General features: G+C 72.9%; 21 protein-coding genes and 1 pseudogene. 10 read left to right on the top strand and 12 right to left on the bottom strand.

Annotated elements, in window-relative coordinates; translation table 11 throughout:
- Positions 1-109 precede the first annotated feature (109 nt).
- The 5 genes from ACWDUZ_RS36925 (at position 110) to ACWDUZ_RS36945 (ending at position 8,338) form a co-directional block, all read left to right on the top strand.
- On the top strand, positions 110-1,057 hold the full coding sequence (locus ACWDUZ_RS36925; RefSeq protein ID WP_451636206.1) for an RNA polymerase sigma-70 factor: 948 nt from the start codon (positions 110-112) through the stop codon (positions 1,055-1,057).
- A gap of 91 nt (positions 1,058-1,148) precedes the next feature.
- Positions 1,149-2,414, top strand: coding sequence for an NAD(P)/FAD-dependent oxidoreductase (locus ACWDUZ_RS36930; RefSeq protein WP_451636207.1), 1,266 nt, complete (start codon positions 1,149-1,151; stop codon positions 2,412-2,414).
- A gap of 384 nt (positions 2,415-2,798) precedes the next feature.
- The gene (locus tag ACWDUZ_RS36935; protein ID WP_451636208.1) at positions 2,799-3,122 is read left to right on the top strand and encodes a trypco2 family protein; all 324 of its coding nucleotides are present in this window, start codon (positions 2,799-2,801) and stop codon (positions 3,120-3,122) included.
- A gap of 13 nt (positions 3,123-3,135) precedes the next feature.
- Positions 3,136-6,810: a hypothetical protein gene (locus ACWDUZ_RS36940; protein ID WP_451636209.1), complete on the top strand. Its 3,675-nt coding sequence runs from the start codon at positions 3,136-3,138 to the stop codon at positions 6,808-6,810.
- A gap of 124 nt (positions 6,811-6,934) precedes the next feature.
- Entirely contained in the window at positions 6,935-8,338 is a 1,404-nt protein-coding gene (locus ACWDUZ_RS36945; protein WP_451636210.1) for a hypothetical protein, read from the top strand.
- Between the two features lie 281 nt (positions 8,339-8,619).
- Here ACWDUZ_RS36945 and ACWDUZ_RS36950 read toward each other — a convergent pair whose 3' ends face one another.
- Entirely contained in the window at positions 8,620-9,747 is a 1,128-nt protein-coding gene (locus tag ACWDUZ_RS36950; RefSeq protein WP_451636211.1) for an LUD domain-containing protein, read from the bottom strand.
- Positions 9,748-9,897: 150 nt separating this feature from the next.
- Here ACWDUZ_RS36950 and sigJ point away from each other — a divergent pair, with 150 nt between their 5' ends.
- The 3 genes from sigJ to ACWDUZ_RS36965 all read left to right on the top strand — a co-directional run bounded on the left by sigJ (position 9,898) and on the right by ACWDUZ_RS36965 (position 14,038).
- Positions 9,898-10,851 (top strand): RNA polymerase sigma factor SigJ, encoded by a 954-nt coding sequence (sigJ, locus tag ACWDUZ_RS36955; RefSeq protein WP_451636212.1) that lies wholly within the window; start codon positions 9,898-9,900, stop codon positions 10,849-10,851.
- 285 nt (positions 10,852-11,136) lie between these two features.
- The gene (locus tag ACWDUZ_RS36960) at positions 11,137-12,648 is read left to right on the top strand and encodes an SDR family oxidoreductase (RefSeq protein WP_451636213.1); all 1,512 of its coding nucleotides are present in this window, start codon (positions 11,137-11,139) and stop codon (positions 12,646-12,648) included.
- A 16-nt stretch (positions 12,649-12,664) separates the two neighbouring features.
- The gene (locus ACWDUZ_RS36965) at positions 12,665-14,038 is read left to right on the top strand and encodes a cryptochrome/photolyase family protein (RefSeq protein WP_451636214.1); all 1,374 of its coding nucleotides are present in this window, start codon (positions 12,665-12,667) and stop codon (positions 14,036-14,038) included.
- Between the two features lie 33 nt (positions 14,039-14,071).
- On the opposite strand, the gene ACWDUZ_RS36970 is transcribed toward ACWDUZ_RS36965, so the two are convergent.
- From ACWDUZ_RS36970 to ACWDUZ_RS37020, 11 genes and pseudogenes are all read right to left on the bottom strand, one after another.
- The gene (locus tag ACWDUZ_RS36970) at positions 14,072-14,437 is read right to left on the bottom strand and encodes a peptidoglycan-binding domain-containing protein (protein WP_451636215.1); all 366 of its coding nucleotides are present in this window, start codon (positions 14,435-14,437) and stop codon (positions 14,072-14,074) included.
- 195 nt (positions 14,438-14,632) lie between these two features.
- Positions 14,633-15,016, bottom strand: coding sequence for a hypothetical protein (locus tag ACWDUZ_RS36975; protein ID WP_451636216.1), 384 nt, complete (start codon positions 15,014-15,016; stop codon positions 14,633-14,635).
- Between the two features lie 84 nt (positions 15,017-15,100).
- Positions 15,101-16,036, bottom strand: a pseudogene (locus ACWDUZ_RS36980) (TerD family protein); the annotation flags it as partial.
- Between the two features lie 183 nt (positions 16,037-16,219).
- A complete protein-coding gene (locus tag ACWDUZ_RS36985) occupies positions 16,220-16,507 on the bottom strand; it encodes an SCO5918 family protein (protein WP_451636217.1) in 288 nt (95 codons plus the stop codon).
- Positions 16,508-16,863: 356 nt separating this feature from the next.
- Positions 16,864-17,067: a cold-shock protein gene (locus ACWDUZ_RS36990; RefSeq protein WP_030173795.1), complete on the bottom strand. Its 204-nt coding sequence runs from the start codon at positions 17,065-17,067 to the stop codon at positions 16,864-16,866.
- A 229-nt stretch (positions 17,068-17,296) separates the two neighbouring features.
- The gene (locus ACWDUZ_RS36995) at positions 17,297-17,632 is read right to left on the bottom strand and encodes a helix-turn-helix domain-containing protein (protein WP_451636218.1); all 336 of its coding nucleotides are present in this window, start codon (positions 17,630-17,632) and stop codon (positions 17,297-17,299) included.
- Between the two features lie 477 nt (positions 17,633-18,109).
- On the bottom strand, positions 18,110-18,544 hold the full coding sequence (locus ACWDUZ_RS37000; RefSeq protein WP_451636219.1) for a DUF5994 family protein: 435 nt from the start codon (positions 18,542-18,544) through the stop codon (positions 18,110-18,112).
- A 193-nt stretch (positions 18,545-18,737) separates the two neighbouring features.
- Positions 18,738-19,040 (bottom strand): hypothetical protein, encoded by a 303-nt coding sequence (locus tag ACWDUZ_RS37005; RefSeq protein WP_451636220.1) that lies wholly within the window; start codon positions 19,038-19,040, stop codon positions 18,738-18,740.
- A 533-nt stretch (positions 19,041-19,573) separates the two neighbouring features.
- The gene (locus ACWDUZ_RS37010) at positions 19,574-21,325 is read right to left on the bottom strand and encodes a SpoIIE family protein phosphatase (RefSeq protein ID WP_451636221.1); all 1,752 of its coding nucleotides are present in this window, start codon (positions 21,323-21,325) and stop codon (positions 19,574-19,576) included.
- Between the two features lie 345 nt (positions 21,326-21,670).
- Positions 21,671-22,732 (bottom strand): CU044_5270 family protein, encoded by a 1,062-nt coding sequence (locus ACWDUZ_RS37015; protein ID WP_451636222.1) that lies wholly within the window; start codon positions 22,730-22,732, stop codon positions 21,671-21,673.
- Positions 22,729-23,334, bottom strand: a complete 606-nt coding sequence (locus tag ACWDUZ_RS37020) for an RNA polymerase sigma factor (RefSeq protein ID WP_451636225.1) — start codon at positions 23,332-23,334, stop codon at positions 22,729-22,731. The genes ACWDUZ_RS37015 and ACWDUZ_RS37020 overlap by 4 nt, the downstream gene beginning before the upstream one ends.
- 457 nt (positions 23,335-23,791) lie before the next feature.
- On the opposite strand from ACWDUZ_RS37020, the gene ACWDUZ_RS37025 reads away from it, so the two are divergent.
- Together ACWDUZ_RS37025 and ACWDUZ_RS37030 are read left to right on the top strand one after the other, a co-directional pair.
- A complete protein-coding gene (locus ACWDUZ_RS37025; RefSeq protein WP_451636223.1) occupies positions 23,792-24,403 on the top strand; it encodes a hypothetical protein in 612 nt (203 codons plus the stop codon).
- A 513-nt stretch (positions 24,404-24,916) separates the two neighbouring features.
- A complete protein-coding gene (locus tag ACWDUZ_RS37030) occupies positions 24,917-25,636 on the top strand; it encodes a hypothetical protein (protein WP_451636224.1) in 720 nt (239 codons plus the stop codon).
- Positions 25,637-26,072 lie beyond the last annotated feature (436 nt).

Genomic DNA, 26,072 nt, shown 5'->3' on the forward strand with positions numbered 1-26,072 from the left:
CCGCGAACTGCAGCTACTCCTCGCGGTCTGGACCGGCGCCTGCCCCACGTGTCACCGCGACATGCCACAACCGATACCGACCTGACCAAGCACTACTAGGATCCAGGACATGGCCCTGACCATGAGCGACGTGGACCGGTTCGAGGCCTCCAGGCCCCGCCTGGAGGCCATCGCCTACCGTCTCCTCGGCTCGGCGAGCGAGGCCGAGGACGCCGTGCAGGAGACGTTCCTGCGCTGGCAGGCCGCCGACGTCGACCACGTCGAGGTCCCCGAGGCCTGGCTGACGAAGGTGCTCACCAACCTGTGCCTCAACCAGCTCACCTCGGCCCGCGCGCGGCGCGAGTCCTACGTGGGCGAATGGCTGCCCGAGCCGCTGCTCGCCGGCGACCCGATGCTGGGCCCGGCCGACACCGCGGAGCAGCGCGAGTCGGTGTCGTACGCGGTCATGGTCCTGCTGGAACGGCTGTCCCCCAACGAGCGGGCGGTGTACGTGCTGCGGGAGGCCTTCGCGTACCCGCACCGGGAGATCGCCGCGATCCTCGACATCACCGAGGCCGCCAGCCAGCAGATCCACCACCGCGCCAAGAAGCACGTCGCGGACGGCAAGGCCCGTACCGAGATCGACCGGGCCGCCGCCCGGCGGGTCGTCGAGGAGTTCCTCGCGGCCGCCACGAGCGGCCGGACCGAGCCGCTGGTACGGCTGCTCACCCAGGACGCCGTCGCGATCGGCGACGGCGGCGGGAAGATCCCGGCACGCACCAAGCCGTTCGAGGGCGCGCTCGCGGTCGCGACGTTCATGCGGGGCCTGTTCAAGCCGGGCAAGGCCAAGCAGGCCCTGGTCGGCGGCAGCCCCGAGGTCTACGCCGTCACCGCCAACGGCGACCCCGCCCTCGTGGCGGTCCTCGACGGCCGGGTCGTCGGCGTCATCTGCCTGGAGGTCACCGCCGACGGCATCGCCGCCTTCCGCAGCCAGGCCAACCCCGACAAGCTCGAACGCGCGACCAGGCGCTGGGCCGCCACCGACCACGGCGTACCCGTGCTCGACGCCGCCTTCTGAGCGATGTGAGGTGCTTCACACCGCGTTCCTGTCAGGAAACGGCGGGCCGCCCGGTTCAGGGGGCGAACCCGCCGAAGACAGGAGCTCGGACATGCAGCACCGCATCATCGTCCTGGGAGCCGGCTACACCGGAGCCATCGCCGCGGGGCGCCTCGCCAGGCGGCTGCGCCGCGAGGACGTCGCCGTCACCCTCGTCAACGCCGAACCGGACTTCGTCGAGCGGGTCCGGATGCACCAGCTCGCGGTCGGCCAGGAGCTCGCGCCCCGCCCCTTCGCCGAGATGTTCGCGGGCACCGGCGTCGACGTGCGGCTCGCGAGGGTCACCGGCGTGGACGTGGACCGCCGGACGGTCACCGTCACGCCCGGCGACGGCGACGGGGCGGACCGGCCCGCCGAGGAACTGGAGTACGACACCCTCGTGTACGCGCTCGGCAGCGCCTGGGACGACCAGGGCGTCCCCGGTGTCGCCGAGCACGCCCACCAGATCGCCTCCCGCCCCGGAGCGCTCCGGCTGCGCGAGCGCCTGGCGGGCCTGGGCCCCGGACAGCCGGTGGTCGTCGTCGGCGGCGGACTCACCGGCCTGGAGGCCGCGACGGAGATCGCCGAGGCCCGCCCGGACCTCGACGTCGCCCTCGCCGCCCGCGGCGGCCTCGGCGACTGGCTCTCGCCCAAGGGCCGCCGGCACCTGCGGAAGGCCTTCGGCGGACTCGGCATCACGGTGCACGAGCACACCTCCGTCACCGCCGTCGGGCCCGACCACGTCACCACCGCGGACGGAACGACCGTCCCGGCCGCGGTCACCGTGTGGACCACCGGCTTCGCCGTCCACCCGATCGCGAAGGCCACCACCCTGGAGACCGGCGACAGCGGCCAGATCATGGTCGACCGGACCATGCGCTCGCTCTCGCACCCGGAGGTGTACGCCATCGGTGACGCGGCCATGGCGCCGGGCCCCGGCGACAAGCCGCTGCGGATGTCCTGCGCCTCGGGCGTGCCCACCGCATGGCAGGCCGCCGACGCCATCACGGCCCGCCTGACCGGCGGAAAGCTCCCGAACACCCCGATGCGCTACTTCAACCAGTGCATCTCCCTGGGCCGCAGGGACGGACTGATCCAGTACGTCACCGCCGACGACCGCGCGGTCCGGGCCGCCCTGACCGGACGGCTCGCCGCCGTCTACAAGGAACTGGTCTGCAAGGGCGCGGCCTGGGGAGTTGCCAACCCGGTCTTCCTGCCGACCCGCCGGCGAGGCGTCGTGGGCGACGCGGCCCGCACCGGCGCGACGGCCACGACCGCGCACCCGGCGCTCGAGCCGACGCCCGAGCGGGCGGACGCACCGGCTGAGGCATCGGCCTGACCACCCCGGCCTCGGCCCAGCGGTCCGGCCTCGGCCCAGTGGACGTCCGGCCCCGGCCGGAGCGGGCCGGACCGGCGGAGGCCCCGACACCGGGCGTCCGCCGCCGTCCCGCACCGGTCGGTCGTCGGCGTCGGCGCAGGGCCCAGACCCCAGGAGCCAGCTCCTGCTCCTCCAGCACCGGCCGACGCCCCGGGGCCGGTGCGACGACCACGATCGTCCGTGCCCGCGGCATGTCCACCCCCTCCCTCACTCGCACCAGGCTGCGCACAGGCGGCTCTCGGCGCGGCCCAACTCCACTCCTGCGCACAGGGATACGGATGACATCATGGAACCGCGCGCGAAGCCGCGGGCCAGTTGTCAGCCGAGTCGTTGCAGGGGTCGTTGATGGGCAGTGAGAGCGTGGCGGTCGCCGGGGGACTGGCCGAGACCATCGAGGCGCTGCGGGCGGAGCTGACCGCGGCGATGGCGCGGGGCGACGGGCATCCGCTGCGCTTCGAACTCGGGCCCGTGGACATCGAGCTGGCGCTCGCCATCACCCGTGAGGGATCGGGCAACGGAGGACTGCGGTTCGGGGTCGTGTCGTTCGGCGCGGCCGGGAAGGCGGCGGCGGAGACGACGCACCGGCTGTCGCTCACCCTCAACCCGGTGACGGCGCGCGGCGACGGGCCCGTCCGGGTGACGGCGGACGTCGACGGCGAGCCGCGTTGAGGAGGACCCGGCCGTGGCGTTGAGCGCCGAGCGCGTCGCCGAGGTGTTCAACCCGTCGGCTGGCGTGGTCGGTTCGGGATGGTTCGTCGCGCCGCAACTCGTCCTCACGGTGTGGCACGCCGCCGAGGGCACCACACGCGCCGGCGAGCCGCCGCCCGGACAGCCGCCGCCGCGCCGCCCCCTGTCGCCGGCGGCCCTCGACGCGCTGTCCCGGGACCGCCCGCCATGCCGGGTACGCGCGCTGGCGGACGCCCGCAGGGGCCGGCCCTTCCGGGACGCGGTGACCGTCTGGTGGCGGCCGGAGAGCGATGTCGCGCTGCTGCTGGTCACCGATGTCCACCAGCCGGCGTCACCGGCCGGGTGGGCGCCGACGTACTGGGCCGACCTCACCTCCGCCGACCCGGTCGACGTGACCGCTGTCGGCTTCCCCGACCACGACGTGGTGAGCGGGATGCGCGAGTCGCGGCAGTTCAGCGGGGTCGTGCATCCGCTGTCCGGCGTGCGGTCCGGGCAGTGGATCATCACGACCGGCGCGCTGGCCCGGCCGACCCCGGGCAGCGGCTGGGCGGGGATGTCCGGTGCGGCGCTGTTCGCCGGGGACCGGCTCGTGGGAATCGTCACCGCCGACGCCGGCGGACGGTCGGGACCGGTCGCCGAGCTGCGGGCCGTCCCCGCGGCGGCGTTCGCGGACGACCCGGGCCTGGCGGCCTGGATCCGGTGGGCCGGCGGCGCGGGCGTATGGGCGCGCGGGCGCGTCGGGGAGCCGGAGCCCGGCGGCCGGCCCGCAGCTTCGGACACCCCGCTGTCCCGCCCCCCGGCCAAGCGCTGGAGTTCACCGGTCCGTGCCTGGTGGCAGCGGCGCAACCGTCCGCTGCTCCCGCCCGAGCTGCTCGACGCCGCGCCCGAGACCGACGCCGTGGGCGACCGCGGCGGCCTCACCTACCGAGCCACCGAACCCGGCGAACTGGCCCGTGTCTACACCCAGCAGTACCTCGACACGACCACGGACCGCGACGCCCAGGGCCCGGCCGCGCCGCCCTCGGGTCCGTCCGCCGGAAGCGACGGCCCCCGTCCGCTCCGGGTCACCGGGCAGCCGGTGTCCGTCGGCCGCCTCCTCGCCGACCCCACGGTGCGGCACATCGTCGTCACCGGCCAGCCGGGCGTGGGCAAGTCCAGCCTGCTGGAGTACGTCGAGGTCACCGCCTGGCGGTGGTGGCGCGGCGCGACCCGCGGCCAGGGGCCCGACGAAGCCCCGTTCGGGCCGCTGCTGCCGCTGCGGATCGCCGCGCGGGAGCTGGTGGGCAGACAGTCCCTCGCCGCGGCCGTCCCGCCCCGGGCGCGCGTCCTGCTGGAGGCCGGTCCGCCCGTGCCGGGCGCCCGGGTGCTGGTGCTGGTGGACGCGCTGGACGAGGTGACCCGGCCCGAGGACTGGCGGCAGGTGGTGGAGCTGCTGCTGGCCACGGCCCGGGAGAGCACCGGCGGGCCCGGCATGGAGCGCCGCCTGATGCTGTCCACCCGTGCCCTGCACGACAGCACCTGGCGCAGCCTCACCGGCGTCGGCGTCACGGAGTTCCGTCTCCAGCCGTTCTCCGACGAGCAGTTGCACCGGTTCGTCATGGCCCATCAGACGGGTGGCGCCGACCGGCTCGCCGACCCCGTGATCCGGGAGCGGGCCGCCGTCCGCGCGGCGGAGTTCCTGGCGTACGCGCGCACCAGCAACGTACTCGACCTGGTGCGGCTGCCCCTGCTCGCGCAGCTGGCGGTCGGCCAGTACTTCGACCCGGGCGGGCAGCCCCACCTGCGGGGCCGCCGCGTCGACCTGTACGCGCGCGCCGTGGCGGAGTTCCTCGGCCGGTTCCCGCAGCGGCAGGATCCGTACGAGCCCTGGCTGCGGGACCGGGTCGAGGAACTCCTGGTCCGGCTGCGCGAGCGCCACGCCCGCGACGCGCCGGCCCACGCCGCCGTCACCACCGCCCTGCGCGGCTTCCTCGGGGACCTGGCCGACGCGTACCTGCACCACGGCACGCCGTTGCCGCAGGCCGCCGCACGGCTGCTGACCGGCGCGCAGGACGGTGACGATCCGACCGATCCCGGCACCCACGACCCGGCCCTGCACCGCACGGTCGCGGCACTGCTCGACGCCACCGGCCTCGTCGTCGACGTCCACGGGCCCGACCCCCGGTTCCTGCACCGGACGTTCGCCGAGTACCTGGCCGCGGAGCACTACCGGGACCGCCTCGGCGCCGACCCGGACGCCTGGGGCGACGCCCTCGCCGATCCCGGCACCCGCGTCGCCGCGCTGTTCGCCTTCGACCGGCGGCCGGCCGAGCTCCAGCGCGAGCTGGCCCGCCGGCTGGCCGCCGACCCCCGGCGGGTGGAGCAGGCGGCGTGGCTGGTCGCGGAGGGCATGTGCGACGACGAGACCCGCGACCGGATCCTCGAGACGCTCTGGCGGCACCCCGGCGAACGCGAGGCGGACCCGGCCCCCGTCGTCCACGACTGGCAGCAGACCCATACGGCCCTCGCCCATCTGCCCGGGCAGCAGCGCCGCCTGCACGACATGGCGACCGGCCCGGACTCCGTACCGGTCGACCGGGTCAACGCCGCGGCGGCCCTGGCCGGCCACGACGCCCGCGGCACCGAGCTGCTGGGCGACTTCGCCGCGGACCCCTCGTTCCCCCTGCACCTGCGGATCGGCGCGGCGGCCCACCTGGCGCACGTCGACCGGGACGCCGGCACCGCACTGCTCACCCGGTTCGCGGACGACACCACGTCCCGCTACTGCGCCCAGGCCGCCGCCCGGCTCGCCGAGCACGACACGCCCGGGGGCACCGCCCGGCTGCGCGCACTGGTCGCCAACCCCCACTGCCCCGACCTGGCCCGGGTCGAGGCGGCCCTCGGGCTGCGCGCCCACGACCGGGCCGCCGGAACCGAGTGGCTGCGCCGGTTCGCCGCCGACGGCCGCTTCTTCGCGGACTGCCGGGTGTACGCGGCCGACGCGCTGGCCGCGTTCGCCGACCACGCCGACCAGGAGCGCGCCGAGGCGACGCTGCTCCTCGAACGCATCGCCCGCGACGAGCGCGTCGACGCCGGCTACCGCGTCGAGGCGGCCCACCGGCTCGCCCGCTACGAGCCCGTCGGCATCCCCCTGCTGCGCGACTTCGCCGACGGCGGCCTGCCGGGCCGGTACAGCTGCGACGCCGCGGTACTGCTCGCGCAGCACGACCGCGAGGAGGGGGTACGGATCCTCGGCGTCATCGCCCGCGCCGCCGGACAGGAGCCCCAGCACCGGCTGCGTGCGGCGGCCGAACTCGCCCACTACGCACCGGCGGAGGGCGAACCCCTGTTGGCCGCACTGGCCCGGGAGCCGGGCTGGGACGCCGCGCCGCGCCTCCAGGCAGCCGTGCTGCTGGCCCGCCGCGACCGGGAGGCGGGGCTGCGCCTGCTGCGCGAGCACGTCGCCGCAGCGGCCGGGGAGGGCCGGGTGAGCGCCGCGCGTGCCCTGGGGGACGTGGACCGGGAGGAGGGGCTGCGTCTGCTGCGCGAGCTGGCCGACTCCCCGGACGAGGGGCGTTCGGTACGGGTCCACGCGGCCGGTGCCATCGGAGACTTCGATCCCAGGCTGAAGGAGGCCACGCTGCGGAAGCTCGGCGTGGACATCAGGCCCGGCGGATGGTTCTCGGTGTGACACAGCGGGAAAGCGGGTTCGTACATGCGCCGTACGCCGTCGTACGGCGGGCATGCGACGGCGTCGTACGCAATCCGTACGCGCGTCCGGTCGCGGATGCACACCAACGGGGAGGCGACACAGGGTGATCCCACGCATCGGTGGTGGATCGGATCCGGTCGGCCAGGCACGCAAACTCGCCCGCAAGGGCGAATGGCTCGGCCTGTGGTGGCAGATCCTGTCCTCGCCGCTGCCGCAGGCGGTGGCCGCGGCGGCGCACCTGAAACTCCGCAGGTGGACCCCGCCGTCGGACGCCGACGCCCGGCTCGCCGCCGTGCTCACCGGCATCGACACCAAGGAAGCGGCCCGGCTCGGCGCGGAGCTGTTCCAGCGTACGACCGTGCGGGTGCCCGCCAGAATGGGCTTCGCGAAGCCGGCCGGCTTCTGCGTCCGGCATCCCGTGGTGGCGCTCGACACCACGGGCCGCGACCTCCACACCTCCCGTGTCGTCACGGTCGACCGCACGGGCGTACGGAACACGCTGTACGAAGGTCCCGCCCAGCACTGGTCGTTGTGCGCGCTCGACGGCGAAACCGTCATCGCGCGCCGCGAGTTCGACAGCGGCGGCTACCGCGGTGACACGGAGCTCGTCGAGTACACCCCAGGCCGCGAGGCCGTGCTCGCCTCGGGAAGCGGGCTGCTGGACGCGGTCGTGGAGCCGACCGCCACAGGCTGGGTGGTCGGCACCAAGCTGCTCGGTGTCGCCTTCGGCCTCGCGGACGGCGAGCAGGAGCAGCTCGATCTGCGGGAGTACGGCCTGCGCCGCGCCGACCTGTTCGCCGTCGACGCCACCGGCACCCGGATCGCCTTCGCGGACGGCACCCGGCTACTGGTCACCGACAGCCGGCTGCAGCCGCTGTACGACCTCGTGACGGAGTCCGTGCGGCACGGCGAGTTCAACGCGATCACCTTCACCGGGGACTCCATCGTGACCGCCGGCCTGGACAAGGGCCTGTACCGCTGGCAGATCCTCGGCGGCCGGATCCGGGGCCTGTACGCGGGCTACGAGTCCACCCCGCGCACGATCTTCGGACTCCACCCGGTGGCGGCGTGGAACCTGCTGGTGGCCGAGGGCGGCAACGTCAACTACCACTACGACATGGCCACGCTGGAGCGCACCCGCTCCCCGGAGTTCCTGGTGCCCACGGGCCCCGACAACCGCGACGACGACCTGCGCGGTTCGCGCGCCATCGGGACGTTCGTGTCGGCGCCCTACGGACGTCTGGCGGTCTACGAGGGCGGCCTCGCGATCCCCACCCGGGGTTCGGACTCCTTCTACTCCACCATCGTCCAGGACCTGGAGCACCCCCTCAACATCCTGGTGAAGCCGCTCCTCGACCTGACCCCCGCCGACGCCGACCGGGTCCGCCCCCACCTGGACCCCTCCCTCGGCCCGGCGGCCCTCTACCCCCTCACCCCGACCGAACGCGCGCTGCTGGAGGCAGCAGTCGAGGCCTGCGCGTGGGCCCCGCAGGTCACCGGGCGCTGACGAGGCGGGCGACCGGCGCGGTCCCTCGCGTCGGCGTCGGGCCGGGCGAACAGACCGCGCGCCGTGCCGGGTGGCGTCCTCTCCCTCCTGGGAGCAGCGGCGGCGACCGCCTGCATGATCTTCCTTGCCACCCATCCGGACGTCCCGGTCCAGGAGTAGGGGTCGCGTACGCCGTCGAGGTCGGCGGGCGGGCCGGGCCGGCGCCGCCGTCACGGTCCGGCGACCGGGCGGCCGTCAAGAGGCGCTCGCGTCGCGATCGCACCGCCGGAGCAGGCCGCGGCTCAGAAGCCGATGGCCTCGCGCAGCAGCAGGACGGTGCCGCGCCCGGGCTGCGGCTCGGCGTTGAGGACCAGCAGCCGGTTGACCGCGCTCGGCTGCCCGTACACCGCCTGGGCGCGCTCCGTCTCCAAGGGGAGGGCGTGCTCCTCGACCCGGCGCAGCGCGGTGTCCAGGTCGGGCACCACCTTCTGCGCGCCGACGACCCAGATCGTCCGCCCGGCGCCGCCGGCGGAGGCGGGCAGCTGGCTGCCGCTGCCCGAGGCGATGACGAGCGAGCCGGTCTCGGTGACGGCCGCGACGCTGGCGACGAAGACGTCGGGGGTGGCCACCAGCCGGCGGATCCGGTCGGACTCGGTGGCGCGGTCCATCCTCAGCACGCGCGGCCGGACGGCCTGGCAGTGGTCGCCCGCCTCGATGTCCTCCGCGACGCCGGAGAGCCGGAGCGTCTCGCTGGCCCCGGTGAACACGCTCGCGCCCGCCGGGATCAGATCCCTGACGCGGGCGCGGGCCGCCGCCGCGTCGTCGAGCAGTTCGGCGGCGAAGCCGTTCGCCCGCAGCGCGGCGATCGTCCGGTCCAGGCGTTCGGCGGACGCGGGCGCGGCGAAGTCGCCGGCCGCCGCGGGCGCCCCGCCCGTCTCGCCGGCGCCTCGCACGGGGCCGCCGTCCGCGGTCTCACCGGAGTCGTGCGCGTCGGGCCCGGGCGCCGAGCCGCCCAGCGGGGTGGTGTCGACGTACCTGACCTCGTAGACCCGCTCGGCGAACTTCCAGCCTTCGGACGTACGCCGGTACGTGTCGTGGTAGACGGCGAAGTTCAGGCCCGAGCGGCCGTCGAGCAGGCGGGCGATCTCCTGCATGTAGGCGCGGCCGGTGGCGGTGTCGCCGTCGATCCGGATCGTGCCCGGGTGGCTGTTCTGCACGAAGAAGTCCCACTGGCTCTGCAGGCGTTCGCCTCCGGTCCGGATCTCCTCCCGGCCGGTGAGCTCGACGGGGACGTTCGGCATGCGCAGCACGCCGTCGGGGGTGAACAGCGCGGCGAGACGGGTCCGGTCGCGCATCATCGCCGCGTCCGTGAACTCACCGCGCAGTGCCTCGATCTCGACACGGTCGGCGATCTCCTGGAAGTCGTTCATGCTCGGTGTCCTGTCCTCGGATGGCGTTCTCCTCTTCACCGGTCCGACAACGCGGCCCCACCGAATGTGAGGTGAGCCGCCGGCCTCACATTCCGCCACTCCGATACGTCGTCATGGGGAGGGAACGTGAACGAGGGAACCGGAGAGCGCATGACCAGTCCGTCGGAACAGTCACAGCGGCAGGCAGCGGACCAGCAGGACCCGGGCCTGGGCGCGATCATGAGCGAGCGGCGGCAGCTGCTCAATCTCGCCTACCGGATGCTCGGGTCCCTGGCCGACGCGGAGGACGTCGTCCAGGAGACCTACACCCGCTGGTACGCGATGTCCCGGGCACAGCAGGAGGCCATCGAGTCACCGGGCGCCTGGCTGACGAAGGTGGCCGGCCGCATCTGCCTGAACATGCTCCGCTCGGCGCGCGCCCGGCGGGAGACGTACGTCGGCGAATGGGTCCCGGAGCCGCTGCCCGACCCGGCCGAGCGGATCGCCGGGGCGGCCGGCGGCGCCGGCGTGGACCCGGCCGACCAGATCACCCTCGACGAGTCGGTGACCATGGCCTTCCTCGTCGTGTTCGAGTCGATGACCCCGGCCGAGCGCGTGGCGTTCGTGCTGCACGACGTCTTCCGCTACCCGTTCGCCGAGGTGGCCGACATCGTCGGCCGCAGTGCGGCGGCGTGCCGCCAACTGGCGTCCTCGGCCCGCCGCCGCGTCGCCGCCGCGCGGACCGGGGCGAGCCCGGACGCGGCCCGGCAGGCCGGCGTCGTCCGGCGGTTCAAGGCGGCCTGGGAGGCGCAGGACATCGACGCCCTGCTCGGCCTGCTCGACCCCGGCGCCACCGCGGTCTCCGACGGCGGTGGCCGCGCCATCGCCCACCTGCTGCCGATCGAGGGCGCCGAGCAGATCGCCCGCCTCTACCTGACCATCGCCCGGTTCGCACCGCCCCGGACGATGCTCGAACGCACGGTCAACGGGCTGCCGGGCCTGGTGTTCGAGTCCGGCGGCAGCATCGAGACGGTGTTCGCGTTCAAGGTCGCCGACGACGACCGGATCACGCACATCTGGGCGGTGCGCAACCCGGACAAGCTCCGCCCCTGGACGCCCGCCTGACCGCCCCGGCGTCGTGGCGCATGCTTCCCGCGGACCGGTGAGTGCTCTCGGACGGCCGTCACAGAGGCGGGCGCCGAGCCCGTCGTCGGCACCCTTCGGCCGGGAGGGAGCGGCGAGGTTGCGGTGCTGGTCCTCGGCCCCAAGCATGGGCTCAGAGGAACAGCCGCAGAGCACATCGGAAGGCACCTCCCGGGAGGACATGAGCGCCATGCCGCCGTTTCCCGCGCCCCGGTCCGTCCGCCGCCGTCGGACAAGGCGCCGTCGACAGGCGGGGGTGTGACCGGCATGACCGACGACGACCGGCCGCTGCGCTGTCTGGTCACCGGCGCCACCGGTTACCTGGGCGGCAGGCTGGTGCCGGAGTTGCTGTCCGCCGGGCACTCGGTGCGCTGCCTGGCCCGGTCGCCCGAAAAGCTGCGGGACCATCCGTGGGCCGGGCAGGCGGAGGCCGTGCGCGGGGACGTGACGGACGCGGAAGCCGTGCGCGCGGCCATGGAGGGCATGGACGTCGCCTACTACCTGGTGCACTCGCTGGGTACCGGCCGGGGCTTCGAGGAGACCGACCGGCGCGCTGCCAGGATCTTCGGTGAGCAGGCGCGGGCCGCCGACGTCCGCCGGATCGTCTACCTCGGCGGACTGAGCCCTTCCGGGGTGTCCGAGCACGAACTGTCACCCCATCTGCGGTCCCGCGCCGAAGTGGGCCGCATCCTTCTGGCCTCGGGCGTGCCGACCGCCGTCCTGCGGGCGGCCGTGATCATCGGGTCGGGTTCGGCCTCGTTCGAGATGCTGCGGTATCTGACCGAGCGGCTGCCCGTGATGGTGACCCCGAGCTGGGTGCGCACCCGCATCCAGCCGATCGCCGTCCGCGACGTGCTCCGCTTCCTCGTGGGATGCGCGAGGCTTCCGCACGACGTGAACCGCACCTTCGACATCGGCGGACCGGACATCGTCACGTACGAGGAGATGATGCGGCGGTACGCCGTCGCCGCCGGGCTGCCGAAACGCGTCATCGTGCCCGTTCCGCTGCTCACCCCCCGGCTGTCCAGTCTCTGGGTCGGTCTGGTCACCCCGGTGCCGGGCGCCCTCGCCCGCCCGCTGGTCGAGTCGCTGAAGCACGAGGTGGTCTGCGCGGAGCGGGACATCGTCCGTTATGTGCCGGACCCGCCGGAGGGACCGGTCACCCTCGACCGGGCGATCCGGCTGGCTCTGCGGCGCGTGCGGGACGCGGATGTCGCCACCAGGTGGTCCTCGGCCGCGACTCCCCGCGCCCCCAGCGACCCGCTGCCCACCGACCCCGACTGGGCGGGCGGAAGCCTCTACAGGGACCACCGCGAGCACACGGTCGCTGCGTCGCCGCAGGCGCTGTGGCGGGTGGTGGAGGCGATCGGCGGCGAGCACGGCTGGTACTCCTCGTCGCTGGCCTGGTCCCTGCGGGGGCGGCTGGACACCCTGGTGGGCGGTGTCGGTCTGCGCCGGGGCCGCCGGGACGCGACCCGGCTGCGGGTCGGCGACAGCCTGGACTTCTGGCGAGTGGAGGAGATCGAGCGGGGCCGGCTGCTGCGGTTGCGCGCGGAGATGCGGCTGCCGGGCCTGGCCTGGCTGGAGATGGCCGTCGACCGGGATCCACAGGGGCGCACGGTGTACCGGCAGCGGGCCCTGTTCCATCCGCACGGTCTGGCCGGGCACGCCTACTGGTGGAGCCTGGCCCCCTTCCACGCCGCGGTCTTCGGCGGCATGGCCCGCAACATCGCCGCGGCGGCCGAATCGGCCGCCCCTGAACCGGCCCGTACCCACTGAGAGGTCCGAAGCCATCGTGCGCGTCTCGGTCGCCCTGTTCACCGCCGACCTGCGGGTGCACGACAATCCGGTCCTCCAGGCCGCTCTGCGGGACGCGGAACGGGTGGTCCCGCTCTTCGTCGTCGACACCGGAATCCGCCGCACCGGCTTCGCCGGACCCAACCGCGCGGCGTTCCTCGCCGACAGCCTGGCCGACCTGGACGCGTCCCTGCGGGCCCGGGGCGGCCGGCTGGTGGTGCGCGTCGGCGACGTGGTCGAGGAGACCTGCCGGGTGGCGGCGGAGACCGGGGCCGGCGCGGTGCACCTCGCGGGCGGGGTGAGCCGCTACGCGGCTCGGCGCGAGGACCGGCTGCGCGCCGAGCTGGACGGCGAGCGACGCGCACTACGCGTCCACGAGGCCTCGGTGACGGTCGTACCGCCGGGGGCCCTGACGCCCGTGGGCAGGGACAGGGGCCACTTCGCCGTCTTCACCCCGTACTTCCGCCGTTGGGAGAGCTTCTCGGTGCGTGGCGTCCTGCCGGCACCGGACGCCGTACCGGTACCGGACGTGGGCTCGGCCGGCCTTCCGCGCGCCCAGTCCCTCGCGCCTGGCTCCCCATCGCCCGACCTGCCCCCCGGCGGGGAGTCCGAGGCCCGCCGCAGGCTGCGGTCCTGGCTGGCCGGCCCGCTGCCCGCATACGCCGACGAGCACGACGACCTGGCCGCCGACGCGACCTCCCGGCTCTCCCCGTACCTGCACTTCGGCTGCCTCTCGGCCGTGGAACTGCTGCACCTGGCCCGCGCCCAGGACAACGCCGGGGCGCAGGCCTTCGTCCGCCAGCTCGCCTGGCGGGACTTCCACCACCAGGTCCTGGCGGCCCGCCCCGACGCGGCCGACCACGACTACCGCCCCCGGCACGACCGCTGGCGTCACGCCGCGCGGGAGATCGAGGCCTGGCGGGAGGGCCGCACCGGCTACCCCGTCGTGGACGCCGCCATGCGACAACTGGCCCACGAGGGCTGGATGCCCAACCGGGGCCGACTGCTCGCGGCCGGCTTCCTCACCAAGACGCTGTACGTGGACTGGCGGGTGGGAGCCCGCCACTTCCTGGACCTCCTGGTCGACGGCGACCTGGCCGACAACCAGCTCAACTGGCAATGGGTCGCCGGCACCGGCACGGACACCCGCCCGAACCGTCTCCTCGACCCACTCGTCCAGGCACGCCGGTACGACCCCCGAGGCGAGTACGTACGCCGCTGGCTCCCCGAACTCCGTCACCTCGACGCCGCCGCGCTCCACCGCGTCCCCCGCCTCGACACGGCCGCCCGTGCGGGCCTCGACTACCCCGCCCCGATCGTGGACCTCGCCGAGGCCGCCGCCCGGTTCAGGGAACGGCGGGGACTCGACTGACCCGCGGCGTCCGGGAAGGCGGCGCCGACCGGGTCATCCGGGGTAGGGGTCGTAACAGTCCAGAGCCGGATGGTAGAGCGCCTCCCACGTGCGGGCCTCGATGACACCGTTCCTCGGCAGGCCGTGGCAGCCCTGGATCCACTCGATCTTCTTCAGCATTCCGGAGTCGAACCTGCCGTCGAGAGCCAGCTTGGGCGGCACGCCTCCCCACATGTTGCTCAGGCACTGCGCCTGCTCGACCGCCGTGCCCTTGTCACCGTACGTGAGCATGGGCCGGTCCGACGGTGACGCGTAGGAACAGTGGGCGGGCGCGGCCGATGCGGGATGCGGTGCTGCCAGGCCCAGTGAGGCGGCAGTGCACAGTCCCGCCGCCAAGGTGAGGATTCCGCGCTGTCGCATGTCGCTCCTTCCCCTCCGGCCACTTGCCGGCCGGGCTCGGCGCGAGGGCGGGGTACCTCCTCATCATGACCACACTCGTCGACGACCCGCGAGCCGCGCACCGGGTGCCCGGAGAGTGCACCCCCGACCGGGCGGCGCACTCTCCGGTACGGCAGGGGCGCACATCCGGCGCGCTCCGACCGCGGACAGGGCCGCTCAGCGCGGGCGGAACGCCCCGCGGATCGTGGTGAACAGGTCGGTCTGCATTTCTCGGCCGAGAGCGGAACCGTACGGGCCAGGACCGACGCGAAGCCGCCCGCTCACTTCCGGGGGCTCAACCGAACAGCTCCAGTCCGTTCCAGCTGCGTCCGTCACCCTTCGCCCAGGCGTCCAGCAACTGCCGAGCCCCGGCCTCAGGGCGGCCAGCCAGACGGTCTGTGAGCCGCCGTGTGTCGGCGTGGCGGCCTCGTCCCAGTCGACCCGGCCCTCGCTGCAGCATGTGCACAGCATGTGGAAGCTGCTCGCCGGTTCGGCGCCGAAGTCCTGCTCGAAGAACGAGGCCACCAGGGCGTCGACGTCGGACGCGGCCGCCGCGTTCACACTGGTCCGGACCCGAAGCCGAACGTTCGAGCCGCCGTGCGCAGTTCTTCGCGGAACAGCCCTGCCCTGCCTCGCCACCGTCGCTCAGTCGGCGATGTCGACGCCGTATCCGCGGGCGAGGGCGGCAAGGCCGTGGTCGTAGCCCTGGCCGACGGCACGTAGCCGCCACAGCGGGCCCCGGCGGTAGATCTCCGCGAGCAGCATCGTGCGTTCGGTGGTGGCGGCGTCCAGGGTGGCCCGGGCGAGAGGTGCCCCGCTGCTGCCGGGTGCCGCGCCGATCTGGATCGCGCCGACACTCCCGAAGGTGGCGGCGCCGTCGATGGCCGCGGCGACGACGATCTTCCGCGTCGCGGGTGGCAGGGACGCCAGGTCGAGGGCGATGGTCTGCTCGGCAGGACCACCGGTCAGCAGGCGCACGGTCCCGGCGGGGCTTTCCGGAGCTCCGTAGAAGACGAAGTCCTCGTCGAAGGTGACCTGTTCGTCCTCGTCGAGAAGGAAGGCCACCACATCGATCTCGCAGTCGGACCGCGGGGCCCAGCCGGCGGTGACGTACCACTCCGGCGCGGGTCCGCCCTGCGACATGGGCAGGTCGACGACACCGCCCCTCGGCATCACGCGCGGCTCCTCGAGCCGCAGAGCCGGCGCACTCCGGACCGTCGCGGTCGGAGCGGAGAGCCAGTGCCGGTCGTGCACGGGGAGTTCGAGGGCGGTGATGCGCCTCATGCGCCGGTCGTCTTCCCCTCCCGGCAGAAGCACGACGTCGGTGACGCTGGCGGACAGGTTGATCGCCGCGGAGCCGCCCAGTTGGACGACGTGCGTACGAGCCGCCGCGGCTTCGGCATGGACGCCACCGAGCACCAGGACCCGATGCCCCGCCAGGGGCTTGCCCGAGGCGTCGGCGGAGGGCTCCGGTCGGCGCGGGGCGGGCACCGACACGCCGGGGGAGGCCGTCGGGACGGCGGACGCTGCCGGGGCGGGTACGACAGAGGCCGTGGTGGTCACCGGCTCCACGGGCCGGACCGGTCATGTCGTGTCGGACTCACACCGGCGGTCACGCAAGCGCCGTCGGGGACCACCGGCGGTTCCTGGAGCGGGCCCATCGGACGACCACCCTTCGCGTACCCGGATCGCTGCCGGCCGGGCGTCGCACCCTCGGCGTCCCGACGGCGAACGACACGCCGTTCGCCGTCGCTGTCGACGGTCTCACCAACCGGGCGTGTCCTCGCCGGCTCGCGCGTCCCAGGTCGGTGTGACCGGGCGTGCCTCGTGGCAGGTGAAGCCGAGACGGACCAGTGCCCGGCGCATCTCGGCCGTCGTGATGTCGCGGCGGTCCAACTTGGTGATCACCGCCCCTACCTGCATCACGGGGTACACCTGGCGGCCGATGGTCACGGACACGCCGGTGGCGGGCTCGGGCGTGATGCCGCTCATGAACTGTTCGACCTCACTCTTGATCAGGTCGAAGGGGAATCTGGCGATGACGATGCGCATGGATGTCTCCACAGGAGTGGGGAGGAACACCGGAGAAGCCGACCGCGCTGCGTGGACCTTCCGTCGCTCGGAAACCACCGGAAGCGGGGCCGGTGCGACGCGTGCGGTTCAGGGAGGAACCTTCCTCGATGCGGGGCGTCGAGGAATTCCGATCGGCGGTGACGGCCGCACGGATTTCGCAAGAATGAGCGGAAGAAACAAGGAGATCCGGATATCGCGGCGCCGAAGCCGGCGCGGCCGGCGGTCGGGGAAGTCCGGAGAACCGGAAAATCAATGAGCCGGGGCCCGCACCCCAAGAGCGCGGGTCCCGGCCACATGATGTGCGAACCACTGGCTCGCGACGGTTCGCCTCAGCGTCAGGCGGGAACGATGTTCTCGGCCTGCGGGCCCTTCTGGCCCCGCGTGACGTCGAACGTCACCTTCTGGCCTTCCTGAAGCTCACGGAATCCCTGGGTGGCGATGTTCGAGTAGTGGGCGAAGACGTCCGGGCCGCCACCCTCCTGCTCGATGAAGCCGAAGCCCTTTTCCGCGTTGAACCATTTCACGATGCCAGATGCCATATGAATCTCCCTTGAGGGGCACTACCGAACTCCGCACTTCACGGAGTCGAGTCGCCGCGATGATCACCCCTCCGGACAGATCCGGAAATTCTTGCGAAGAAAAAATTTTCCGGTAATCAAAACTGCAACTGCTATCACGTTAACACAGGAAGGGTGTAAACCGTCGTGCACCTTCGGGGTGTTCCATGATTCTCACGCCGTGCCAGTCTGTATTTCTGTGGTGGCGGGACTAGATTTCCGTACCGGGCTCGTCCAGCTTCCGGCACATTTCCCGGTTCAGGCGGAGGGCGTCGTCGAGCTGATTTTCGAGGGAGGCGATGCGGCACGCGACCTCGACGGGGGTGCCCTGGTCGACCAGTTCACGGGCACGGGCGGCGACACGCAACTGGCGGCGGGAGTACCGGCGGTGACCGCCTTCCGAACGCAGCGGAGCGATCAGCCCGGCCGCACCGACGGCCCGGAGGAAGGCGGGGGTGGTGCCCAGGACGTCGGCGGCCCGCCCCATGGTGTAGGCGGGATAGTCGTCGTCCAGGTTGCCGGCGACAGGGGTGTTCTCAGCGGTCATGGCACATTCGTTCGGGGACGCGGCGACCGACCTGGGCGTACCTGGCACCGGCTTCCGAAAGTGCCGGCACCATCCGTGTCGCGCAACAACCCTGACTCCGGCAGGTGCGCAGATGTGCGTCCGCCGTGACAGATTTCCCTCGGCGCCCGGCCGGACTCGGCCCACGGAGCGGCACGGTGCCGATGTCGGACCGGCGGCGCACCTGAGTGAGGCGCTGACGCGTCCGACCGCCTCCCGGTGGTACGACCGACAGTCCCCGGCGCCCATGTCCGGGCGCCGTCAGGAGCCGGTCATCCCTCCCAGGCGTCCTGCGCGCCGACGTACGCGGGGGCGGGGGGAAGCGGGGAAGTGGTCGAGGGGACCGCCGCGGCGGCGCGCGGGGTCTGCCCGGCGGAGGTCACCGGACGCCGTGCGTCCAGCCGGCTCGGGCGCGGCCGTCGGCCCACGCCTCGCGCGGCAGCATCGAAGCCGGGTGCCTCATTCCGCCTCCCCGGCTGTGCCGTCGAGGCGATCGGTTTCGGCGAGCGTCAGCAACCGTGCGGCGGTCAGCGGGTTGTCGGGGGCGGTGGCGGCGGCCAGCAGCCGGGCGGCCGTAGCAGCGGGCTCACCGGGCGGGACGACCAGGAGCACCCAGCGCCCCACGGTGCCGCAGTCCAGAGTGATGACGTGTGCCTCGCTTCCGGGCCCGGCCGGCTCCACGGAGATCACCCGGCCGGGTGCCATGACCGTGTTCGGGGCGTCGGGCCATTCGGCGGGGTCCACGCTGACCCGTACCGCGGCGCCCGCATCCGGCTCCAACGAACCGATCAGCGAGGGAAGTTCGAGTTCCAGCGCGTCGCAACGCGGCCACCAGGCCCCGTCCAGCGGGCCGTGGCTGACGTCCGGGGTGAGGGCCAGGCGGGGCGGGGGCATGCGGTACGTGTGCGCATGAGCCGCGGACGCGTCTTCGGCCGACCTGCTGCTGGGCTCCATCGTGCGGTCCCGTCCCGGGAGCCGCGGGGCGACTGCCCGTTTCGTCACTCGCCGGGAACGGCACCGCCGGTCGCGCTGCGCGAAATGCTCTCGGTGCGGTCAGGCTACTCCCGGTCGGTCAGAACCGGGCGGGTCAGCCGTCCGACCGCGTCTCCACCGCCTTGTCCCGGTCCTCCTGTTCCTCCAGTTCCTCCATGAGGCGGATGCCCTCGTGCGTCAGTGCGACGGCCGCGGGGGTCCGGTGCGATGTCCAGTCGACGCTGATCAGGCCGTCGTCGGCCAGATAGGTGCAGGCCGCGAAGAGATCATCGTCGGGCAGGCCCAGTTCGTCGCGGAGTGCCGCGCCGCTGACTTCGGGGCGATTGTGTGCGACGGCCCCGTAGAGAGATTCCAGGACCGCTTTCCGGTTGGTCTTGCGTTGGCGAAGTGTCGTCATGGCTGTCGTTCTGCTGCTCACACCTCGTCCGTGTGCGGGGGTCCTGCCGTGTCGGCCCGCCGGCCGCCGGCGGGCAGGACCGCGCGGGTGCCGCGGTGTGCGCGGTGTCGATGGTGAGATGGAGACGGGTTGCTCCCTCGCGGCCGGCGGGGTAGCTGCGCTGCTCGTCCGAGACGAAGCAGCGGCGGAGCACGTCGGCGACGTGGCGGGCGGCCTCCGGTGACGGGGTGACGATACGGACCTCCCGTGCTCGGCGGAGGGCAAGCGGTCTTGAGCCATACCCACCTCCCTTCGGGCGCGACGAGCACGAAGCGGACGCTGCGCGCAGACGTGGGCGGACGGTGCACGGACCGTGCGCGCCGCGCGGCCGTCCCGACCCGGCGCTCCGCGGCGGGTCCCCTCTGAAGCGTATGCCCGGCACGGGTGGCCGTGCTTGCCGATGTGGTCCGGCATCGCGGACGACCGGCGGGCGCTTCGAGGCGGTGCGGGCGCCCGGGAGCGCGCGGGAGAGCGCCGAGTGCCGGCGCCTGGCGTCACGGCGTCGCCAGGCGCAAGGCCAGGAGGGCGATGTCATCGGTGCTGCCGGGGGGCATCCCGGCCGACAACTCGTCGCACAGGGTGTCCAGCGGTTCCTGGGCAAGCGCGAGAGCGTGGCGGCGCAGCCGGTCGAGGCCGGTGTCGAGGTCGCTGCCGGGGACTTCGACCAGGCCGTCGGTGTAGAGCAGGAGCGTGGAGCCCGCGGGCAGGGGACAGGTCGCAGTCCGCCGGCCCGGGCCGGCGGCGGTGTTCAGGCCGGTACCCAGGAGAAGACCCTGCCCGGCTTCGAGATACTGCGCGTTCCCGCCGGGGGTGAGCAGGAGCGGTGGCGGGTGCCCGGCGCTGGTCCACTCCAGCATCCACGGGCCGGTGTGCGGGTGGCCCTTGACCTGGGCGAGGACGAGAGTGGCCATCTCGACGGTGGTGATGGCGGACAGGGCGTCGTCGAGGCGGTCGACGACGGCGCCGGGCGGTCCGGTGTGGTCCCAGGCGAGGGAGCGCAGGATGCCGTGCAGTTGGGCCATGCCGGCCGCGGCAGTCAGGTCGTGGCCCACGACGTCACCGATGACCAGCGCGGTCGTGCCGTCCTTCAGCTGGAACGCGTCGTACCAGTCGCCGCCGACCTGGGAGCCGGCCGGGGCGGGCTGGTAGCGGGCGGCCAAGCGGAGCCGGCCGGGCTGGGGCAGCGGGGCGAGCAGGTTGCGCTGCATGGCCTCGGCGACGGCTCGCTGGCGTCCGAAACGGCGGGCGTTGTCGATGACCAGGCCGACCCGGCGGCCGATGTCGCTCACCACCTCCAGGTCGCCGGTGCCGAAGGGGTGCGCGGGGCCGGTGCGTACCAGCGTCAGGGCACCGGTGAGCTGCCGTGTGGTGCCCAGCGGCACCGTGACGGCGGAGGTCGCGCCCACGGCCCGCAGGAAGCCGTTGTGGACGGCGGCCAGAGCGGAGTCGGGTGGTGCGGCCGTGTCGACCTCGTCCTCCAGAACGGGAGCGCCTCCGTTCAGCACCCGCACCAGGGCCGAGCGGGGTGCCTCCGCGGCCGGCGGAAGGCGACCGTGCCAGTCCTCCTGCCCCGCCTCGCGGCCCTGCGGGCCCGTCACCGCCACCCGGTGGACCTGCCGGGAGCCGACCCTGAGGTCCACCGCCGCCCAGTCGGCCAGGCGGGGCACCAGAAGTCGGCACAGCCGGGCAAGGGCCTCATCGACCTCCAGGGTCTGTCCGAGTACGTCGGTGATCTCGGCGACCAGCGTCAACCGCTCGGTGAGGTCTTCGAGCGCACTCGTTCGGGCCGCCCGCGCGGCACGTTCCGCACGTTCCCGATGCGCGCCGCGATCGATCCGGGACTCGCTGAATACGACGACCATGCCGGCCGGGGAGCCGTCGTCCGTGAGGGGCGAGGCCGACCAGGAGACCGGAACCAGGCGTCCGTCACCCCGCAGCCACAGGTCGTCGGACCCGCGAGCGGGACTTCGCTCAGCCAGCGCCCGCAACAGCGGGCAGTTCTCCCGGGGAATGCGGGCGCCGTCCGGCCCGCGGTGGAGCAGATCATGGACGTCCTGCCCCGACGTCGCCGCGGCGGCACGGCCCAGCAGCCGTTCGGCGGCCGGATTGACCCCGACGATCCGCCCGGACGGGTCGACGACGGCCAGGGCTGTACCGAGTTGCTCGACGACCTGCCGCCACGGAAACGGCCGGGCCGTCGACCGCCTCCCTTCGCTCTTCCCGCCGGGCGCCACACCCTCCACCACGCCGCCCTTCCTGTCAGGAACCGTTCCGGGCCGAGAACCGTGATCCCACTCGGGAGGCGGAATCACCCATGTCTCGATGGTCCCGCGCCCGGAACCCGGCCGCATCGCGGTCGCGACGACCGCGGGATCCACACATGGCCGGCGGCCGCCCGTGACGCCGGCCCCGGTGCCGAGGCTGTGCCCCGCGGCCGAGGGCGATCGCTGGTGTCGGGGCGCCCGCGGGCACCGACCCGGCATTCGCGATGTCGCACTGATCCTCGAGGCGGCCGGAGGCTCGGGCCGGCGCTCGGACCGTCGGGGCCTGCCTCGGCGATCCGGCCATCCCGCTCCTGCGAGGGCGCGCGGTCAGCTCCGGCGCTGGGCCCGGGTGCGATCGGCGTCCGCGGGCCGCTGTCCGGCCCTGTCGACGACGGCGAGTTCCAGGACTGCCTCGCTGGCCAGCAGCGTTCCGGCCTTTCCGTACGAGGTGTCCTTGACCAGACAGCTGCGGGAGCCGACGAAGGAGTAGTCCCTCTCGTCGAAGACCCACTCGGTCCGGATGCCGTAGCGGGTGTCGTCGCGGGCGATGCCGAGGCCCCGGCGGCCGATCGCGTCGCGTGCCTGTGGGGCCGGGGTGACGCCGGGGATCTTCGCCGCGGCCCGGTAGAGGGCGGCGGCCGTACCGGGCGGCATCACCCCGCCGAGCAGGGACCCGATCTCCTCGAACACCGCCTGGTCGCGTTCCCGGCCCTTGGCCCGCGGGGTGTTGGCGTACAGATAGGCCAGCAGCTTGTCGGGATCGGTGGGCAGCGAGCCGAGCCAGTGGTAGGTGGGCCGGTCGATGCCGGCCGGGGTGCCGTCGGTGTCACCGAGTTCGGCGTTGATCGGCAGGGTCTCACCGTTCTCGCGGATCAAACCGAGCCGGTGCAGGGGCCCCGGTTCCTGCGCGGTCCACACCTCTCGGTCCGTCAGCGGGCCGAGGACGGCCTTCCCGCTGGTCAGGTCGGCCCCGCGGATCTTCTCCCGGGTGTAGACGAACTGGTCGTCCCGCACGGTGGGCGTGGTGCGTCCCTGTGCGGCGTTCGAGATCCGGTCCAGGAGGGCCGCGGCGGGCCGCATGTGCGTGGTGGCACGGTGCGAGGCGGTGGCGGAGGGCTTCCCGCCGCCGTCGTTCAGGGCGATGCCGGCGGCCAGCGCGCCGACCAGGGTCAGAGCGGTCGCCGGCGCCAGGAGCGCGGGCCGCAGCAGCCGGTGGGCCGGGCGGGTACGGGTCGCCTGGTCGCGGTCGATGTGGTGCATCAGCAGTTCCTTGTGACGAAGGTGCTGCTCGCGCGGAAGGTCCCAGTCGGCCGGGGCCGGCAGCAGGCGGGCGATCTCTTCGCGGTCGCCGTTCCGCTCCGGGGAAGCGCCGGTGATCCTGTCGTTCATGTGAGCTCCTCCCGTACGGGCAGGGCCGCGATCGCGGCCGCACTTGTCATCTCTCCGCGGCCGGCGCGCGGTTCCCGGCCCTCTTCCGCGAACCGGGCGAGCTTCTTGCGGGCACGCGAGAGGCGGGACCGTACGGTGCCGACGGCGATGCCGAGGGCCTCGGCCGTCTGCTGATAGTCCAGGCCGGACCACACGCACAGAGCCAGTACCTCCCGCTCCTGGCGCCGCAGCCGGCCGAGGGCGGCATGGACGGCACGCAGCCGCCGCGCGTCGTCGATGCGTCCCACGGTCCGGGGCGCGAAGTCCTCCTCCATCCGCGGCTGCGGCTGACGCGCCAGGAACAGCTGCCGTCTGCGCTGTCCCCGGCGGGCGTTGTCCGCCTTGTGGGTGGCGATGCCCAGCAGCCACGGCAGCAGGGACCCTCCGTCCTCGAGCACCCGTGCGCGGGTCCGCCAGGCGGTCAGGAACGTCTCGGACATGATCTCTTCGGCTGTCGACCAGTCGCCGGTCAACCGCAAGCCGTGGTTGTACACGGCGCGGGCGAACTCCTCGTACAGCTGGGCGAACGCTTCGCGGTCCCCTTCGCGCACACGGCGGCGCACATCGTTTGCTGAGTCCCTCACGACCACTTCTCTCCGCGACACCGGAGGAGTTCCAGTGGCCTGCGTCACGCGCCGGTACGGCCCCTGAAGTATGACCGCGGACGGCATCGGGCCAGATGATCGGGGCCACAGGACGGGGCCGGCCGCCGCCCGTCCCGCCGGCGCCTGCGAACCGACCGCTACCGCCGGCCACGGTACGGCTGACGCGCGGGGCGGTCTCTGACGCGCGGAGCGCTGTCGCCGAACTCGAGAACCGCGGCAGCGCCGGGGGGCCCGGAGATCGGCGCTCGCGCGAGTGCAGCACGCTGGACCATCTGGCAGAAGTCCGGAGTGTCCGGTTCGGGGTTTCCTCGGCGCAGGTCATCGTCCCCTGCACAAGTCCCAACGACCGGAGAGGTGTCACAGCGCGATGACTCAGTCCCGGACCCGAGCCCGTCTGCGCACCGCCGTGGTGTGCATGGTGCTGGCCCTGGCGGCGGCCCTGACATACGGCGGTACCGCGCAGGCACAGGAGACACTTGCGACGCGGACCGCCAAGCCGCCCCTCAAACACGCATGCGTGTTTGAGGGGATGAACCTCAACAAGTTCCTCGGCGTCCGTCAGCGGCTCATCGGGCCGCCCCCGTGCCGCGAGGCGTTCGTGGACGAGAAGTGGGTCCGGACCTTCCCGGCATGGGGCACGGCGGCGAGCGCGAAGGGCGCCGTATACCCCCCTGGCTACAGACCCGCACGCCGTAGCCCCATGACCGACTTCAAGGCGAAGTTCCGCGGCGTCCGGATCGTCAACGACATCGGCACCGCGCGGGAACGCAGCTACACCTTCAGCAGGAGTCAGGTATTGCGCCGCGTGGATCTGGACGTCGAAGCCGACGTCCGCATGGCCAGCTTCGCCACGCCCCCGCTGCGCCCGCTCAGCGCCGGGGCCCACACGACCACGGTCTTCATCCGGCTGAGCGCCCAACACTGTGATGGGCTCGGCACCGATCCCGACGCGAACTGCCTGCCCGGCGGCGAGTCCCAGTACACGGACGACACGCCGGTCACGTTCTTTCCCCACAAAAGCTCCTGAGCGACTTGGTCGCCCGCGTACACCGTGGACGCCCCAGCCACCTCTTGAACTGCGGCCTTTCCGCCGCCACAGCCGTCACCAACCCACTTGGTCGGGCCGGGGACGGCCATGGGCGCGCCGACAGCACCAACTCCCACGGATCGGGCCGTCCCGTAGGTGGAAGCAGTCCGCGTCCCCAGCCGGCAGAGCCGTCTCGTAGACGGCCACCGGCACATGCTCCCCACCTGCTCAGCGCCAAGCAGTACAGCTCTGGACTGACAGCGAAGGCTGACGTCAACGCGGGAGATGAGCCGTCTCGGCGCCATACGCATGCTTTCCGACCGTATTGGTGGCTACGGGCGCCCGAACGGAGCCGTTCACCTGCGTTCACGGGCGGCCGGTTGAGCCAGCGGCCACTGGCTCCAGTCTCGTCTGATCGTGCGCGAACGACACTGAACGAGGCGGAAACTGAGACAGAAGCCGGCTGAACCTCGCTCCTGACGCCGTGGCTGTCCGGCGTGCCAGTATCTGCATGTGCTCAAGATCCCCGGATACGAAGGCGGCCCCTTGGCCTGGGGCGACGCCTACTTGGCCGACCCGTTGTTCTGGCCTGTGCACCTCGGCTCCTGCCTGCGTGGGGACGACGCACAACGAGCCGCGTTCGGCGCCGACTGGGATGCGGCCATGGAGCTGTATCGCACGCTGTCCGCCGAGCATGAGTGGCCGGTGTTCAGCGTGCAGCTGCGCTCCGGTCACACCATCTACGTCGTCTACCGCAACGTCGTGGACGAATGGGGCGTGGACTATCTGATCCACCAGCCGGCTTGGTCCGAAGCGGAAACCCTCGCCGTGGTCGACGGTCATTTCATGGGGCCCGGCATGGCCTGGCCGGAACTGCTGTCCGCTGCTCGGCAATCGGCTACAGAAGGCATTGGTGATGCTGACGCCCGTCTCTTGCTGCTTTTCCCTACACTCGGCGACGCGCTGCTTCCTGACGATGCAACCGCGGCTCTCACCACTGCGCTCGATGCTCTCACCGTGATCGAAGAGCCCACCGAGGTGGCAAGGATGCTCCTTGAGAACCAGGGCCAATGGACTCCCGCTCGGTGGAGGTTGGCAGACGACGTCTGGATCAACGACGGTGGGCACTCCTACCGGAACCCCAGCAACGCCTTCGCTCTGCCCGAAGGGCGCCTTCTGGAGATCAGTAGCGCACTGCGGGGCGGGAGCGCGAATCTGGCACACGGCGAGTGATCACCGAGCACAACGACAAGGCCCAGGTCTCTGACCTGGGCCTCAAGTATGGAGCGGGTGACGAGAATCGAACTCGCGCTCTCAGCTTGGGAAGCTGCGATCATTTGCGGTCGGTTCGGGTGCTGACCTGGGTGAACGGTATGGGTGCCGCCTCGTCGGCCTCGGCGGCTTTCACCGTGGTTTCCCGCTGTTTCCCGCTCGGTCTGGTGCGCTTGTGGTGCGCGCTGAACCCTCAAAGCCTTGTCGCCTTGCCTCTACCACACATGGCACAGGCTGTGGGGCAAAATGGAAGATCTCCCTCAGGGATCATGTGAGCGCTCGCTGAGGCAGGTGTCGACGCGCTAACCTCGCGCTTTCATGAAGAGGGTTGTCCGGCAGGTGGTCAGGAAAGCAGAAAGTGCCTCTGACCAGCAAGAATGAGGATTGTCTAGGTCCT

The organism is Streptomyces sp. NPDC003393 (assembly GCF_053589015.1).